The sequence below is a fragment of the Dolichospermum sp. FACHB-1250 genome, assembly GCF_014696335.1.
Taxonomy (GTDB): domain Bacteria; phylum Cyanobacteriota; class Cyanobacteriia; order Cyanobacteriales; family Nostocaceae; genus Dolichospermum; species Dolichospermum planctonicum.
Map to the genome: position 1 here is coordinate 26,746 of NZ_JACJPZ010000017.1, position 17,940 is coordinate 44,685.

Annotated in this window: 10 protein-coding genes and 2 pseudogenes; 3 read left to right on the plus strand and 9 right to left on the minus strand. The window is 37.4% G+C overall.

What is annotated here, in order from left to right:
* Positions 1–117 precede the first annotated feature (117 nt).
* From H6F39_RS08035 to H6F39_RS08050, 4 genes and pseudogenes are all read right to left on the minus strand, one after another.
* The gene (locus tag H6F39_RS08035; protein WP_190396508.1) at positions 118–4,842 is read right to left on the minus strand and encodes a polymorphic toxin type 10 domain-containing protein; all 4,725 of its coding nucleotides are present in this window, start codon (positions 4,840–4,842) and stop codon (positions 118–120) included.
* Between the two features lie 49 nt (positions 4,843–4,891).
* Positions 4,892–5,380: a hypothetical protein gene (locus H6F39_RS08040; RefSeq protein WP_190396509.1), complete on the minus strand. Its 489-nt coding sequence runs from the start codon at positions 5,378–5,380 to the stop codon at positions 4,892–4,894.
* Positions 5,381–5,385: 5 nt separating this feature from the next.
* Positions 5,386–6,262 (minus strand): annotated as a pseudogene (locus H6F39_RS08045) (IS630 family transposase).
* Between the two features lie 112 nt (positions 6,263–6,374).
* Positions 6,375–9,506: a plasmid replication protein, CyRepA1 family gene (locus H6F39_RS08050; RefSeq protein ID WP_137906228.1), complete on the minus strand. Its 3,132-nt coding sequence runs from the start codon at positions 9,504–9,506 to the stop codon at positions 6,375–6,377.
* 286 nt (positions 9,507–9,792) lie between these two features.
* Here H6F39_RS08050 and H6F39_RS08055 point away from each other — a divergent pair, with 286 nt between their 5' ends.
* Together H6F39_RS08055 and H6F39_RS08060 are read left to right on the plus strand one after the other, a co-directional pair.
* Positions 9,793–10,479 (plus strand): DUF433 domain-containing protein, encoded by a 687-nt coding sequence (locus H6F39_RS08055; RefSeq protein WP_137906227.1) that lies wholly within the window; start codon positions 9,793–9,795, stop codon positions 10,477–10,479.
* Positions 10,476–10,907 (plus strand): hypothetical protein, encoded by a 432-nt coding sequence (locus H6F39_RS08060; RefSeq protein ID WP_137906226.1) that lies wholly within the window; start codon positions 10,476–10,478, stop codon positions 10,905–10,907. Before H6F39_RS08055 ends, H6F39_RS08060 begins: the two co-directional genes overlap by 4 nt.
* A 160-nt stretch (positions 10,908–11,067) precedes the next feature.
* Here the strand turns inward: H6F39_RS08060 and H6F39_RS08065 are convergent, their stop codons facing one another.
* A complete protein-coding gene (locus H6F39_RS08065) occupies positions 11,068–12,702 on the minus strand; it encodes a Ppx/GppA phosphatase family protein (protein WP_137906225.1) in 1,635 nt (544 codons plus the stop codon).
* A gap of 92 nt (positions 12,703–12,794) precedes the next feature.
* On the opposite strand from H6F39_RS08065, the gene H6F39_RS08070 reads away from it, so the two are divergent.
* Positions 12,795–13,679 (plus strand): 4-hydroxybenzoate solanesyltransferase, encoded by an 885-nt coding sequence (locus H6F39_RS08070; protein ID WP_137906224.1) that lies wholly within the window; start codon positions 12,795–12,797, stop codon positions 13,677–13,679.
* 157 nt (positions 13,680–13,836) lie between these two features.
* Here H6F39_RS08070 and H6F39_RS08075 read toward each other — a convergent pair whose 3' ends face one another.
* The 4 genes and pseudogenes from H6F39_RS08075 to argS all read right to left on the minus strand — a co-directional run bounded on the left by H6F39_RS08075 (position 13,837) and on the right by argS (position 17,921).
* Complete coding sequence (locus H6F39_RS08075; RefSeq protein WP_228036407.1) at positions 13,837–13,986, minus strand: hypothetical protein; 150 nt, start codon at positions 13,984–13,986, stop codon at positions 13,837–13,839.
* A gap of 39 nt (positions 13,987–14,025) precedes the next feature.
* Positions 14,026–15,186, minus strand: coding sequence for an RNA-guided endonuclease IscB (gene iscB, locus H6F39_RS08080; protein ID WP_190396510.1), 1,161 nt, complete (start codon positions 15,184–15,186; stop codon positions 14,026–14,028).
* A 225-nt stretch (positions 15,187–15,411) separates the two neighbouring features.
* Positions 15,412–15,624 (minus strand): annotated as a pseudogene (locus H6F39_RS08085) (nucleotidyltransferase family protein); the annotation flags it as partial.
* Between the two features lie 245 nt (positions 15,625–15,869).
* The gene (argS, locus tag H6F39_RS08090; protein ID WP_190371475.1) at positions 15,870–17,921 is read right to left on the minus strand and encodes an arginine--tRNA ligase; all 2,052 of its coding nucleotides are present in this window, start codon (positions 17,919–17,921) and stop codon (positions 15,870–15,872) included.
* Positions 17,922–17,940 lie beyond the last annotated feature (19 nt).

Genomic DNA, 17,940 nt, shown 5'->3' on the forward strand with positions numbered 1-17,940 from the left:
TTACCATTCCTGAAAGCATCAAAGCGATCGCCCCTCACATTCCCAAAAGCGAACTGCTTGCAGCAGCGCTTGCGCTATCGCACCCCCACATCCCCAAACAGCGATCAAGTTTTCACATTAATCACATCCACAATCACGACCAGCACCTCCAGCGCCTCCTGTTAATCCGCCAATACCAGCACTTCGTTCAGGGAATATATTCCCGACTGTTCGGACTGAGGCATTAGATGGAATAGATGTATTAGGAACTAAATATTCTCTCGCTCCACCTGATGTGTAACCACCTTCGATATATTTGTTGTTTACTCCAGGCGCTCCAGAATAAGTTCGTTTAAGACCATTCGGAGAAAACTCAATTACTGTAAAACTTCCTGTCTTGGAAGGATCAATTCCTAATCGTGAAGCAATTTGATTTGCATTTAAATATTTAATATCCTCAGCAGCAGCTACAAAAACCTCTGGATTACCTGGTTTTCCTAGTGTTGTAAGAGGTGTATTACTAGGAACAACTCGTGCTACCGTATTAGGAATGCCAGTTCTTCGTCCTAATTGTAATAATTTCCCTGCTTTACTTGCTAAACCCGCTCCTATTGCTCCTGTTCCAAAATCAAATAGAGCGTCATTTAAAGAATAACAAGATCCAGTAAGCTTTGATATAGCATAACCAAATAAGACACTTGTTGCTCCACCGATAAGAAGATTTGCAAACTCACCACTAGGATCATTGGAATATATTGGACTATTCCCTACATAACCAAATAAGTTAGTGTTCCCACCATTAAATCCAATCGGATCTTCACTCAAAAATCTTCCCGTAGCTTGGTTATAATACCGCGCACGGTAATAATAAAGCCCAATCTCCTGATCAAACTCTCTTCCCGTAAACAGATAACGAGTATCAATAGCAGGATTACTTTCAGAAATTACCTGACCAAAGGAATCATAAACAAAATGATTCACCACTGCACCGCTATTATTCACCAAATCCCGAATCGTTCCCAAATGATCAGTTAAATGCCAGACCACATTACCAGCACTTTCCTGTGCCAAAACCTGATCAACACCTGCACCATGCAGATAGCGTTTATCTAAAACAGGCTGATTTGCACCCGCACCATCACTATCTACAAACTCTAACAGTACATTCTGTCCATCATAAATAAACTGTGTCACCACTGCGGGGGTTATATCTTGAGGGTTGGTATCTACAGATTTAGCAATGCGGCGATTGAAAGCATCATAGGTGAACTCAACCCGTTGCGTCTCGTTACCTTCAGCGTCCTTATCAACCATAGCCACTAAGCGGTTACGATAATCCCAGGTCAACTCTTGCACCTTACCAGTAGCAATTTCTGTCTGCTTGGTTAAATTCCCTTCGTTGTCATACTCATAATTATATTTACCATCAGATAGTAGGCGGTTGCCTTGACCTGTTACATACCCATTCCCGTGAATATTTGAGGTGATCCGGTTGCCATTTGCATCGTAGGTGTAAGATTCATCTGGGTTGTTAGCATTACTGTGATTAGCACCTGTTAACTGGGCGCGATTATCGTAGGTGTAATCTGTCGCGCCATCAACATCAGTAATTTTAGTAATGCGACTCGCTGCATCATAAACATAGTTATGGAAAGCGACATTATTTGTACCGTTACTGTGGTTTAAATTCGTGAGACGATTGAGAGAATCATAGGTGTAGGTTGTGCCATTGACTAACTGAGTTCCTGTGAGGTTAGCATAGCGATTAATTGAGGTATATTGTCCAAGAGAATTGTAAGCAAAATCAACTCTTTTATCACTGACATTATTACCCGATTGAGTTAATTTAGTCAGGCGATTTAAAGCATCATAACTGTAGGAGTTATTGCCACCTGCCACATTATTAATCCTGTCAGCAACAGAGAGAACATTGCCTACTTTATCGTAGGAGTAATTAAGGACAACATTAGAAAAACCAGGAGTACCAGCATTATTTACAGACAATAAACGATCTCTATTGTCATAATTAAATGCTAAGGAACTAAACTTATCATTAACCGCAGTTTGGTTACTAGCTTTGTCGTAGCTGTAATTAATTACCTGATCAGTTCCTACCCATTTTTCCTGATTTAGACGATTGATGTCATCATATTTAAACTCAGTTCGGCGATTATTGCGGTCAGTTTTCGCAATCAAATTATTAACGGGATCATATTGATATTGAGTAGATTTTCCTAATGGGTCGGTTTCATTAATGAGGCGATCGCGTGCATCATAAGCAAATATAGTCTTATTATTTACAGGATCAGTAACAGAAGCCAGATTATTACTCAAATCGTAAGTAAACTTAGTGCTACCCAAATCAGGAGCGATTGTTTCAATCACCCGATTCCGAGCATCATATTTATTTTCAGTTTCATTCCCTAAAGGATCAACCACTGAAAGTAAATTACCCAAAGAATCATAACTATAGCTGGTCTTTTGGTTGAGTGTATCAATATTTTCAATCAACCGATTCAACTTATCGTAGGTATTCTGATTCACATTACCTACAGCATCAGTAGTTGATATCAAATTACCATCAGCATCATAGCTATAGGTAGTAATCGGAGAAGTTAAAGGACCATTGCCATCGGGGTCAGCTTCAATAATTTTCACTAACCGATTCAGTGCATCATATTCAAAGGTAGTGCGATTACTATTTTCATCAATAATTGCGGTTTGATTACCTGCTAAATCATATTCAAATTGGCGTTTAGCTTCGTCTGCTGTTCCCTTAGCGTAGATGATGGAAATTAAACGACCATTCGCATCATAATCACTATCAGTAATCCGTCCTAGAGGGTCAGTAATCAGGTCAACTAAGCCATTATTTGTGTAGGTAAATTGGGTAATAATATCATCATTGCCACCAACTTCACCCACTACCTGAGTTAGAGATAAAAGATTACCGTTATTGGGATCAATTTGATAAAGAGTTTGATGACCAAGTTCATCAGTCATGCTGGTGAGTTGGTTAAAAGTTGGATCGTAAGTATAGCGACGAGGTGTACGTTCAAAACTTATTATATTTTTAATTAAGTTTTGATTATCTGTCACATCATTTGTAGTCAGGAAAAAGTTGGTATCAAACATAACGGTTAGTTTGCCACCAAGAGCGTTAGGAAGATCATTGTCATCAAAGTAGAGTGTACTACCCCGATTTGCATTATCTACTGTCACAAATTGCCCTGTTCCTGGATTTGTCACACCTCCAGTTGCTACCCCTCCATAGGTGACATTGCCATCAGAAATCAGATTAGGACTATTAAAGGGCGATAAAACTTTTTGTACAAAAGCAGGTTCAACAAAATTCAGTGAACCACCACCAGCTAATTGAATCAGGTTTAAAATAGAATTATTGCGAGTAGCAAAATTGTTATTTTCACCTACTAATAATAAATCCCCTCCTCCCCGTAAGAATCCTAAATAAAGTGCTTGATCTGCTTCGCTTAGTGGATATGCATTGTCAACTCTATTATCTATAACTTGAGTGAATCCAGTTAAGGTATTGGGTACTGTATTAACAATTGTAGTTGTAATGCCAGCTTCTTCAAGTAATCCTTTTATAAAAGGTGTTCCATCAGTATTTAGACCATTACTGATAATTAAAGCATTTCCACTAGGAGAAATAAATGCGAGCGAATCTTGAATACTCAAGACATTACCATTATCATCATAAGTAAATGATGTAACGTTACCTCTGGCATCTGTTTGTCGAGTAACCAGATTATGTTCATTCCGTTGGACAGCAGGTAATAAACCAACTTCATCAGAAGATGATACTATTTGCCCGGCTTGATCAAGATTATTGACTATTTTCTTACCATTAGCATCTGTATAGGTAGATGCAGCATTTCCCAACTGAAAGGCAAGAGGCACATTTACGGGATCAATAGTTTTATTTGGTGCATATAAACCTTGCACTTGTACAGGATCAAAATCTAATTCTGAACCATCTTTACGAATAGCTCGATCTGCTCTTCCTGCAAAGTCATAGAATGTCTGTTCTTTATTTCCTCGCTTATCAACCTCAGAAATCATTAGATGATTAGGGTCATATTCCCAAGTACGACTTGTACCATCGGGATCTGTAATTTTGATTAAATTACCATTAGTATCGTAGGTTAATTTAGTGCTACGACCAGCAGGATCTGTTATTTCTGTAATTCTATTATTGCTGTAGGTAAAAGTAGTTTCTAAACCTACCGGATCAACCATTTTCATTAACCGGCGATTTTCATAGACATACTGAGTTTCATTACCAATGCGATCGCGCATTTTTGTTAACAGATTTTCCCCATTGAAACTATAAACGGTTTTATCTGTCATCGTGCAGCGGAAAGTACCATCATTTAAACGTTCTAAGGTGGAAAAATCGCCTACTGGTGATTTATAGCTATTATCTGCTTTCTTTTCAAACAATAACTCACTACCATCACCATCAATAATAATTACTGAATTATCAGCATTAACAAATATTTCCTGTAAACCAGCTAATCCCCAACCACTACCAAAAGCACTATTTACCGTATTAATATGTAGGAATTTACCCTTACTGGTAGAAGTAGAACCATTCAACTGATTATTATTTAATCGCATTAATCCAGTGGTTAAATCATAATCATAACGACCTGAATCTAAAGTTCTCAAATCTGCCTGTAGTGCAGCATCAATCTTCCCACCACCATTAGGAATTGACCAGAAATTTTCCCCGCAATTTAAGCCAAATTGACCGCCAACAAAACCGGGTACTTCTAACTTAAAATCACCCCGTTTAATTGTTAATTCAGCCATCAATCTCAAATTAGAATTATTCGGCACATTGTTATAACCAAAATGCAAAATTGGTCTAGCATCTGCTCGTTCTGAATCATAACGTAAACTGATAACGCAGATTTTCTGGTAATGCGGCCGGAGTAAGTTCTGTGGGAACTGTGGTAATACTTAATTGTCCTGTATAGGGTTGACCTTCTTGATTAAATAAACTATTAGCAAAAACCTTTACTGCTGAACCTTGTATAGCTGCACTGGTAACAGTTTGAGTAATTGTTGGGTCAATTGTTTGGGCATTACTAATATCAATTGGTGGTAAATAAATGGGACGATCAATAATATTTTTCACATTGGTATAAACATCATGTCCCAACAGTAAAGGCAGTTTTTCCGCAATAGATGGATAAACAATATTATTGACCTGTTGACCTGGTTCAATAATCAATGCTGCATCAGCAGATGGTACTTGATTTAAAGTCAAAATAAATGAACCATCTGCATTTGTGGTAGTAGAAATATCACCGATTTTAACTTTCACCCCAGCCAAAGGTTGTTGTCCAACATTTTGAATTATAGCTGTAGCCAAGTTAATTAGGACGCTGCTTGCTTGAGAACGATTTCCATTGCGTCACGTAAATTGTCTGATGTGGATAAAAGCTTACGAATTCTACTTTTCAAAGTAGCCCAACACTTTTCAATTCGATTGAGATCAGGTGAATAAGGCGGTAAGTAAACTAACTGACACCCAGCCTCTTCAATTAATTGAGCAATCCGACCACCACGATGAAAGGTAGCGTTATCAACAATCACCCACTCACCGGGACGTAGCATCGGAATCAAACAAGTTTCTAGCCAGGTCTCAAACACTGTACGATTACACGCCCCTTCGACTGTAAATGGCGCAATTATTTGCCCTTCTCGATAGCCAGCAATCATGTTGATACGACCTTTGCGCTGACCTGATTTGAGGTCATAAAAGCGTTCCCCGGCTGGGGAGTATCCGTAACCGTAATTATCGCGTTCATCCATGCCAGACTCATCAACATATACTAGATGGGGTTTATAGGGTTTTTCAGTTGCGCCAAGAACGCTGACCGCTTGGCTTCATCTCGTTGAATATATCCGTATGTTTTTTTTTACGAGTATGTCCTATCTTTTGCAATGCTCTAGAAATTGTGCGTTGGCTAATATCTCCTTCCCATAGCTGTGCCATTTCACTTTGGGTTTTATCCCCATGCTCTTTCACAAAGGTGCGAAACTTCTCCCCATCCTTGATTTTACCGTTCTGCGGCGATGTTTTTCTCTGTTTAGGTTTGATATCACCCGTTTCGGCTTGACGCTTAAACCACAAGTTAATTGTGTTGCGACTGATATTGAACAATTGGCTTGCTTCACACTTCTTGAGACCGTCCAATTCGATCGCCTGCATTACCTTTTGCCGAAAATCATCACTATAAGGTTTAGCCATTGAAATGAGGTAGACGCTATGGGAACTCTTATAGTTTATGTCCTAATCTTGATGGCTATAGCTATACAACCCCTCCCCAACTCTCCCCTTGCGAGGAGAGGGTGGGCGAGTGCTATTTTTGTACCTCACAAAGTTGAAATCTGCTGTAATTCATAAGTACAGATTCATATTCATCCCTTCTAGACAAATCCACAATTTCACGTTCGTGATTATGCAAAGAAGTCAACATCAAATCATCCCGGTTTTGCCAAATTGCAAATATTTTTTCTCTACCATCATTTAAAGTTTTTAAATCAATTTGATAACCAGCATTTACTTGTTTTAACTTCAACCCCAATAAACCCAAAAGTCGGTTTAATATCTTAATTCCTGAAACAGCTTCTTTACCTCTAACTAAATCAATATCTAAAGCGCGTTTAATGTGTTTACTACTTTGCATAGCTACATTTTTCAACCACATTAAATCAGGATCATTTTCATTAAATACGCGCTGTAATTCCAGAAATTGTAGCATTCCTAAAGCCCGCATAGCTTCCACCTTGAGTGTATAAGTTTTTAAATCTGGGAGAAAAACTTTACCTTCACCCCAAAATAATTGCTGATTCCATTCTTGCTGATCTTTAACATGAAAATATTCACTTTCATGAGTGAGATAATAATGAATTAATAATTGTCCATAATATCCTTTTTCATCCTGTAATTTCAGTTGGGGAGTAACCACAATTCCATACCTTTGTTTGAGGATATACTTATTAACTTGATGACGTTCTTCATGGGTGAGAGAATGTTTAGTTAATAGCTCTTCATATTCGATATAACCAATATCCTTAGCATTAGCCACAGAATTTGCGTTTGCTAGTTGATTTTGCTGTTTAATGTCTTTGATTTTGCCTTTAATTTCCTTGACTTTTTGACGACTTTGCGCCCAATCTTTTTGAACTTTGACAATTTCCAAAATTAAGCGTTTACGGTTTTCTAAATCACTAGGTTCAGTGGCGAAAAATGCCAAGCGTAAATCACGCAGAATGTTATTTTGTACTTCATCACTTCGCATTTGAATTTGATGTCCATCAGTTATCAATCCTTCTTGCATTGATTGACGATAGAGACGAATAGAAGCATTAACTCTTGCAGATAATTTTGCCCAAGTACGTAAATGAATGGGATCATAAACTAAAGGTAAATCCACATCTATTTTATGCAATGGACTTAGTAAAGCTAGGTTTTCCTTTTGATTTTCTTGATACCAATGAGATAGTAAACGATAATTTGTACTCCCACTTCCAATTAAGCCAATACCCCGTTTAGCACACCAAACAATGCGGGGAACATCATCCCTGACTCTTGCTAAAGCTTGACGGGCTTCTGAGTCAGGAATCACCCCTTGAAAAATACCATAAACTCGGTCAAAATGTTGAACATCAATACTAATTCCTGTTCCCAAACTAGGGGTAACAAAAACAGTATGATAATCTGTAATTTTCTGATTAATAGCCGCTATAAAATCAACGGCTGCGTGACCGGGTGTATTAGTGGTATGACTGCTAATTACTAAGGTTTCGGGAAATTCTTTTTTGAGTTTTTGCAACCGTTCTCTTAAATAATGCTCAATAGTTTCACAACTGTAACGACCAGAACGACTATCGGTGGTTACATAGCATTTACGTCCAGCAATTAGATCTAATTCTAATTGATGAATTAGAGGTGTGGGATTAGGTGAATCATAAAAAGTTGTATCCCAACCTTTTTCCGGTTTCCATTCATTGACAACTAGCCAAGGAGTTAATTTAATTCCTGCTAAAGTCTGTAAATACTCTAAAGATACATCTGATAAATCGGCATCTTGGGCAATTATTAAACCTCCATCTGTGATCACTGTAGAAATTAATTGTTGGAAAACTTGGAGAATTTTAACTCGTTTTTGTTTACAGGTTTCACTGTTGAGTAAATGCCATAATGATTGTTCAACTTCATCTAAAATTAATATTGCTCCTCGCCAATCTTCAGGTTTTAATTTCCAAATTGAATCTACACACAATCCTAAAGATGGTGTAATTGGTAAAGGATAAGTAACGGGTAATTCATCAGATTCTATACTCCATGTTTCATGTTCAATTCCCCATTTAATGCCGATTTTATCACATAAGAACCTTCCTAAGATGATTCTATGGGTAATTAATAAAACTGGTTGATTGCGGCTTTTTGCTTGTTGAACAATCCCTTGTAATGCGGTGGTTTTACCTGTACCTTTGGCTGATTTTACTCCCACTAAGCCAGATGTGGGAAAGGGAATTTTTTCCAAATAGGGACAGTTAACAGTAATTGCAGCGGGAATTGTTAACTCTGTGTGGGGTTTGCTTTTGGCAATGTAAATATCTAAATCTACACTTTGACGATAAATTTTATCAAATGCTATTGCTCCTTTGGCAATGATGAATTCATCAACTCCTTTTTCTTTTCCTGGAAGTTCTACAACTTTAACATGACAATTTTGTTGTTGCAATAAACAACCTAGTTGGGAAATGGCATTATTGACGGCGGCAATTTTTTTCTGTTGAGTTTCAAAATCAAAACAAATATGAAAGTCGCGTTTTGTGTTTGTGAATGCTGCTAAATCAGGTATTAATTGCCGACTGGTAACTTTGCCAAATTCATCTTTAATAACTCGATAACCGCTATTAATACCAGGAATAGCAATAGCAACGTATCCTTGGGTTAATAGTGCTGCGGCTTTTTTCACACCTTCACAAATGACAATGGATATCTTGTTTTTAATTACCCATTCCCAAAAACCTTCGGCTTCACCGTCATCATTGATGGTGATTTTTTCCGGTATTTCTAAGTTGTAAAGTTGTCCAACTTGTTGCCAAATTTCTAAAGATATGCGTAAACAAAATATGCGTGTGGCTGTGCTGGGAGGGTGTTCATATTTGATTGATTTACCTTTCTGGTTTTGTCGCGGTTGGTTGGGTTTAAAACATCCCCATTCCATTTTATGCCAATTGTTGAGGGGATCTAGTCCAGAACACCACCAACCACCTTCGGTAATATGGGTATAACGCTGTAACCATGCACTTTTAATCATCCCTGTGTTGGTGCGGGGGAGTTTGTCAGAAATCAGCAGGTATTCATAAGCATTTGTGCTTTGAAGCGATTTAAAGTTTAAACAAATTAAGTCTAAATTTATACCACTGCTCTTGACTAATTCTTCAAGGTGTTGCGGATGTAAAGAATGCAGATGCATAAGCTGAAGCAGCTAAGGAATATAAGGAAATTAAAACTTTAACACGGCTGGGTTGATTTTTTATAAAATAATTTTCTAAATTTAAGTGTTATTTTTTTAACTTTGTTTATATAAATACTTCTGTGAATATATCAAGGTTTGGTTTTAGCCATGAAACTGTACAAATAATAAATTTGTATTATAATTATATATACATATAATTTTTACTTATACGTATTGGCTATTCTTAGTCAGATAGATTTTATGATATAAATGATAAACATGAAAATCTCTGGTAGGTACATTTATGAAAAACCTTTATGGAGAAACTGATCCTAGAGATATTGCCATCTACTCCATTAGTGATGCTGCAAAATACTTACGTATTCCGGTAGGTACAATTCGCTCTTGGACAGTTTCAATCTCAAATGGTTCTAATTTCTCAAAACCACTAATTTTAACTCAAGATATTAAACCTAAACTCCTTTCATTTACTAACCTCGTTGAAATTCATGTTCTTAGAGCTATTCGTAAACACCACCAAATGCAACGAGACAAGGTAAGAATAGCTCTTGATTATATTGAGGAGAAGTTTCAAGTATTACATCCATTAGCCAGTGAAAAATTCTCAACAAATGGGGTTGACTTATTCATAGAAAAATATGCTTCTTTGTTTAATGCCTCAGAATACTGGCGAACAGATTTGAAAAGCACTTTCAATACTCATTTTCAACGCATTGAGTTTGATAAAAATGGATTTGCTATGAAACTTTTTCCCTTTACTGCTTCTCAAGAGGAAAATAACCCCCGCATTGTTGTAATTGATCCTAGAATTGCTTTTGGTCGTCTTGTGATTGCTGAGACAGGAATTCCTACCACTGTTTTGGCTCAAAGATTAAAGGCTGGTGAGTCAATTCAGGATCTAGCTTGTGATTATAAATGCGATCGCCTGAAAATTGAAGAAGCTATCCGCTGTGAACTACCTGCTGCATGAGTGAACCTGAATCAATTACCTTTTTTACTGATAGGTGCTTAGGTACAGGAACTGTTCCAGAAAAACTGCGCCATGCAGGTATTCAAGTTGAAATTCATGATCAACATTTTGGTCAAGGCACTCAAGATGTAGACTGGCTACCAGAGATAGGTCAAAGAGGCTGGGTTGTTTTGACTAAAGATGATAGAATCAGCAGAAACAAATTAGAAAGAATTGCTGTTGCTCGCGCTCAAATAAAAATGTTTATTTTAACTTCCCAAGGTTTAAAAGGGGAAGAAATGGCAGAAATATTTATCAAAGCAACTGAACAAATGCAAAGATTTGTTCGTAAGCATCCTGCTCCATTTATTGCTAAAATTTCTCGTGATGGCAAAATAACGTCTTGGAAAGACAGTCAGATGTTATTGGCAGAAATGCAGCAGTTTTAATTAAGTTTTAATTATATTAATTATAATATTAACAATGTCTAAATACTATAAAGCTTATAAAATCTCTCAATTAGCTGATTTCGTCCCCCTGTCGGTGGGCATTGCCCACCCGACAATACTAAAAATTTGTCAGCTATCATTTATGATGCTCATAGCAACTTTATCTATTCATTAATTTTGCCACAAATCTTAAACCAAATTCTTCTTCAAAAACTCCTTTTTTGTAATCTAAACTCCACATTTCTAACCCACATTCATCTTCAATTGATGAGGGAAATATCAACATCTTAAATTCTTGAAAATTGGGCTGATATTCACATTGAATATGAGCAATAGCACCTATTTGTCTTCTGTCTAAAGCTACTGCTAATCTTAACATCGCGCTGAGTTGATTAACCATTGTCCGATGTTCTTTGTGGAGTAGATTTCGATAGTTTTCATGCTTTTTCTTGGGTGGAGATTTGCGGTGATAACGGGCTATATTGGCGATAATTTCAATTTCGGTTTCGTTATATCCCAGTAATTCACTATTTCTGATTAAGTAGTATGAATGTTTATGGTGTGCTGAATGTGATACGTGATGACCAGAATTGTGTAAAACCGCAGCAGCCCATAATAATTGACGTTGATTTGCACCCCAATTATGTATTTGCGCTTGAGTTTGATCAAATATACTGAGGGCAAAAGCGGCTACACGATCGCCATGTTCTAAATTAGTCTGGTATTTTTTTGCAGTTTTTAATACACTGCGTTGACGAATGGAACTTTGAAACCTCAGCCTGTTATCAATGAATCCGTGAGCCAGCATCCAGTCTACAATCACACCTTCCCGGAGCGATCGCTCACAAACTGTTAAGGATTCTAAGCCTAACAAGGTCATAGCTTCCTGTAAAATTACTGCCCCTGCAAGTATTACTTCTGACCTTTTTTCTGGCATCCCCGGAATGGCAGCCCGTTCTATATTAGTCATTCTACGTAAGCGAGTTACCCAGGTGCGTAAATCCTGGAGACTGAATTGATACCCATTGAGAGTGGAAGGAACAAGGCCTAATTTTTCCCGTGCGTGAATGGTAGCAATGGTTTCTATTGTCCCGGATGTACCGATTAACCGGGGAAAATCGCCAATTTTCAGTTTTCCTTGCACCTCTTCTACAGAACGCTCTAACATTCCCCTAGCGTAAGCCTGTAGGTACTTAAATTCGGTTTCGGTGATCGGATCAGATTTGACTAATTCCCCGGTTAAGCGCACTGCGCCAATTTTGGTACTGGTGAGACTCCGGGGTTCTTCACTGTCTCCTAAAATCAATTCTGTTGAACCACCACCAATGTCAATAATGATGTGCGGTTGGTTATTAAATTCCATCCCCGACAATACACCTAAATAGATGCGACGGGCTTCTTCTGGTCCTGAAATCAAGTCAACGTTTAAACCTACTTGGGTTTCGATTTGGTGGAGAAACTCTTTACCATTAGGAGATTCACGCACAGCACTAGTCGCAACTGCAACTATACTGGTAACACCTAAGCTATAAGCAAGGGTTTTAAATCTGCCCAAACAGGCGATCGCTTTAAGCATCACGTCTGGTTTTAATTCGCCAGTAATTAAATTGCGATCGCCTAATCTTACGGTTTCTTTTTCCCGAGCAATCATGGTAAAAGATGGTAAAGCGGCTTCAATTTTCACTATTACGATATGTAGAGAATTTGTACCAATATCAATAGCCGCAATCATCTGATTTTCTGGAACTGATAGACTGGTGATATTTTCCCAGTTAGCCGAGACTAAATTCAGCATCTTGTTGTTCTTGTGAATAGATTAATAGGACTGTAGAACAAATAGCAAATAACGATATTCTATAAATGTAAAGATATGTTAAATCAGCAAATATGTTAAGGACACCAAAAACCAACCAACAACCATTATGGCTGACAATTACCCTACTACTACGGTGGAATAAACCTGAAGGTAGATTAATTCTCATGATTCCCGCATTGTGGGCGGTGTTTTTGGCTGCTGCGGGTAAACCACCTTTACCCCTGGTGGGAGTGATTATCATCGGTAGTATCGCTACTAGTGCGGCTGGCTGCGTAGTTAATGATTTATGGGATAGAGATATTGATCCCCAAGTAGAGAGAACACGCAACCGCCCCCTTGCATCTCGCGCCCTTTCCGTTCAAATTGGTATAGTGGTGGGGATGGTCGCCCTGGTCTGTGCTGCTATTATCGCCTTTTATCTTAACCCTTTAAGCTTCTGGTTGTCTGTAGCAGCCGTTCCTGTTATTGTACTTTATCCTGGCGCAAAACGGGTATTTCCCATTCCCCAATTGGTACTTTCTATTGCTTGGGGTTTTGCGGTTTTAATTAGTTGGAGTGCCGTTACGGCTAATATTACAGCACCAACTTGGTTACTTTGGGGTGCGACGGTACTATGGACTTTAGGATTTGATACTATTTATGCTATGAGCGATCGCCAAGATGATCAACGCATTGGTATTAATTCTAGCGCGTTGTTTTTTGGTAAATATGCCCCTACAGCGATCGCTATTTTCTTCATTGGTACTATTATACTTCTAGCTGGAGTAGGGTTATTAGTTAATTTACACAGTGCTTTTTGGATCAGTTTAATACTGGCTAGTATGGGCTGGATTTGGCAAATTATCCGCTTACAAAAGCCAGAAATACCTAATTCTGCTTATGGGGAAATGTTTCGTCAAAATGTCTGGATTGGTTTTGTAATTTTGGCAGGAATGATTATTGGTTTTTTGTCATAAAGGTCAATCAAACACAAAATAATTGACATCCTCAAGATATCAGATCACCCTCTTTCAAGAAAGACTAGCCAAACCCCTAATTATAGCGTTATGCACTTAAATAAGGTAAATCATAGTCCCCTCCTACCTTGTGGGGAGGGGGTTGGGGGTGGCTTTCTTATATCATTTGATTTCCAAATTGCGAATTACAGCATCTTGAATCATCTTGGTTTGCATAAATTCTTTCTTCTTTACCACCTTTTGTATATTCCTCTATCCGTTCAATACATTCTTGAATATTACTTAAATATAAACGCTCATCTTTCACAACGGTACAGCTTCACCTAATACTTTATCTCTAATTAATTCATTGTGCATACGAATAACCATCCTTTGCGTGAATGCGTTTACAAAACTTATGTGATATTCCTTGAATCAATCCATTTTTAGTATAAATATTGAAACTACCAGTTGAACGAATAGCCACTTTTCCCACATAAGTACCAATCTTTTTACCCGTGGTGACAACTGCTTTAGCGATATCGCCAGTTTGAAAACCAAAATGTATTTTTTCTCTCGGTACGTGCCTACTCGGAAAACCGTATTTGTCAGTTCGACAAGATTGTCTAGAACCGTGTCCGTTGGCTGTAATTAACAATGGCTTAACACCTTTGATATTGAGAATTGGAGTTGATTTACCAACACAAGCTGCGTCAATCCAGTGCGTTTTCTCTAGATTTTGCTCACTTCTATTAAACTTTGTTAACCCTCCTGAACCTGTTTCTACAGGTAATCCGGTTGCTTTTAGAACTTCTAGTAATGCAGTACGAGTTGTGTTTACTGCGGCTGCATCAGCCAGCGGTCTTTTGGCTTGCTTCAAGATTTTTTCTAACTTTAAAGGGTCTTTTTTGAGAAAATATTTGATGTCTTTCGTTCCCTTTTTGGTGTTACACTTTTCACAACTTAAAGTGAGATTTGTAATTGAATTACTACCACGCTGATATTCCTTACCTTGAATATCAGGATTAGTCATTAACTGCATATTAAACCTGACTAATTCTTGACTAATAGCCTCAATTGGTGCGAGTTTACGCAATCTTTCAACCCAAGTTTTGATATTCTCAATTCGACTTTGTAGGCTCGGCGCTAACCATCTTTCTGGACGGGTTCTATTCAAAAACCTTGGTTGTCTGTAACGAGTTTTTCTTGCACGTCTAGAACGTCTTAATTGCCTTCTAGAAGTTAAAGCATCTCTAATTGCAAAACCTCTATGTTTTAATTCAGCAGCAAATACAACCTCGCCATTTGCATCATTAACTAATGCCATTCCCGTGAATTTTGCACCAGGGTCAATCTTTAATCTTAGGGGTGATATTGGTGAATCTGAGCGAGATTCTTTCAAGATAATTGTGAATGGGAATTGCCTATAAATTGCTGCTTTTTTGCTTCTCAATAACTGTCTAGCTTGCGCTGAATGAATTGGATCTAGTGGTCTTTTTTTAGTGTCTAAAACAAATGCTTTGGACATATTGTCCCTCCTTGCGGGTAATGTTAGCCTGGACAAAGATTTAAAGGCTTTTTACGCTAACAGCACTGGATTAACCCAATAAGCCTGTTTAACTGTTAACCTCACCAGCTACAAACTGGCTACGTATTTGTAGGTGAGATGACCTGAAAATCGTAGTGATTTAACACTTAGTCGGGTAAACTCTGGGCTTTTAAAGCCCCCACTTACCCTAAGGGAAGTGGTGGGTAATTTACGTAAATTATCAGGTTCAGCAATATCCACTTTTCGTCCTAGCAATGCTGCTAAATCCTGCATTAAACCAATATAATCAAATAAACTACTTTGTGGTTTAAGTTCTACTAAAAAATCTACATCACTATCTGCTGTTGCTTCACCTCTAGCGACAGAACCAAAAACCCGCAAATTATCAGCACCATATTTAGTGGCAATCTTTAATATTTATTCTCGAAATGGTAGTAATAATTCTTTAATTCCCATTTAATTCCCATAATTTATTTTTGAGAAACCTTAACTCTCTCTATTTTATGATATTACATCAGGAGTTGTCAATATAAAGATGAGATTTAGCAATGGATAAATTTAGAATAATACCGGAATATTATCAAAAAATATTGAATGAAATGAATATGTTTGATATTATGTCAGGATTTAGCAAAAGCTAAACCCCTACCCAATGCTTGTATTTACATCCTTTCTAAAACCTTAATTCCTAACAAAGATAATCCCAACTTCAGCGTTTTTGCAGTTAAATCACATAACATTAACCGCGAAGTTCTAGCAGGTTCTTCTGATTTGAGAACAGGACAATTTTCATAGAATTTGTTAAACTTATCGCTGAGTTGATACAAATAATCACACAACCGATTTGGTAATAAATCTTGCTCAAGATCATTGATTACTTGATCCAATTGTAATAAGTGCTTTGCTAAAGAAATCTCAGTTTCTTCTTGCAAAATAAAATGACTCTTGACTTCATAATCTTGCTTTTCAGAGTCTTTGCCAAAAACATTTTCAGTAAAATTTGCAAGTTGTCCGAGTAGTTTCTGTCTGTCAACTACCCTGAGTAAATACCTGTAAATAAACCAGCCACTATAACTAATACCTACCACTTCAAATAAAGGAGATAGTAATGGTATTTCATGAATTGCACCCAAAACATTCAGTGCTATTTTGCTGGATAATATTGCTCCTATACTTATTCCGAAAGGAACAATAATCTTCCTCCAGTTTGTATTAAACTGTAAATTGTTAATGACTACATTATTTGTGAGATTCTCAACTTCAATACCTGCTTTACGACCAATGCTTTTTATTCTTGCATAAGCATAGAGAAGATAAGGGGCTGTATTGCCTTTGAGAGATAACATTTTGTCATAACTAAAGACATAACTGCTGGTGCGATTTTGACTTAAATCAGCATATTTAACCGCACTAATTCCCACTACTTCGGCGACATTTTGCATAAACTCTTCCGTTTCTGTGCGTCCATCTTCTTGTAATCTCTTTTCTATGTCTGCACGAGCGCGGTTAATAGCTTCATCTAATAAATCTCGTAACCGCACAGTATCCCCGGAACGAGTTTTAAATTTTTTGCCATCTTCACCTAATACTAACCCAAAAGGAACATGAACTAATTCTACATCATCAGGAATCCAATTTGCTTTTTTTGCTACTTGGAAAAATTGGGCAAAGTGGTTAGATTGTCCTTCGTCTGTCACATAAATTATCCGCTTGGCTTTATCTTCTTGAATGCGATAACCTAAAGCTGCTAAATCTGTAGTTGCGTAGTTATAACCACCGTCTGATTTTTGGACAATTAAGGGTAAAGGATTACCTTCTCTGTTAGTAAAACCATCCAAGAAAACACATTTTGCCCCTTGACTTGATTCTAATAATCCCGTTGTTGCTAAATTTTCTACAACTTTTGATAATAAAGGATTATAAAAAGATTCACCTCTTTCTATTAATTGGATATTCAGTAAATCATAAATGATTTTAAATTCCTGTCGAGATTGTTCACATAACAATTTCCACGCATGAAGCGTATCTTCTGCACCTGCTTGTAATCTCACAACTTCTTGACGGGAACTTTCTTGAAAAACCGCATCTTCATCAAATCGTTGTTTAGCTTTGCGGTAAAAATTAACTAAATCCCCAATATTTAAAGCATTTGCGGTAGTGAGTGCTTCTGGATAAACTTCCCGCAAATAGGTAATTAACATCCCAAATTGCGTACCCCAATCACCAACATGATTTAATCTTAAAACATCATGACCACAAAATTCTAAAATCCGGGCAATGGAATCACCAATAATCGTAGAACGTAAATGTCCAACGTGCATTTCTTTAGCGATATTCGGACTAGAAAAATCCACAATTTGCTTTTGGGGATTTGTCGCTTTAGGTATTCCCAATCTAGAATCTAATTGAATAGCGTTAAGTTGTGCTTCTAAGTAAGATGTTTGTAATTTAAGATTAATAAAACCGGGTCCAGCGATTTCTGGAGGTTCACAAATATCAGATATATCTAATTTACTGACAATTTCCCCAGCGATAATTCGGGGTGGCTTTCCTAACTTTTTACTCAAGGATAAAGCTACATTAGCTTGATAATCACCAAATTTAGGATTACTGGCAGAAACCAAAATTGGATCTGTATTGGTGTAATCTGTACCAAAAGCAGCCACTAAAGCCTGTGTTAATTTTAGTTTTAGTTGTTCTTGTGTAGGGTTCATTATATCAATTGTATCTGCG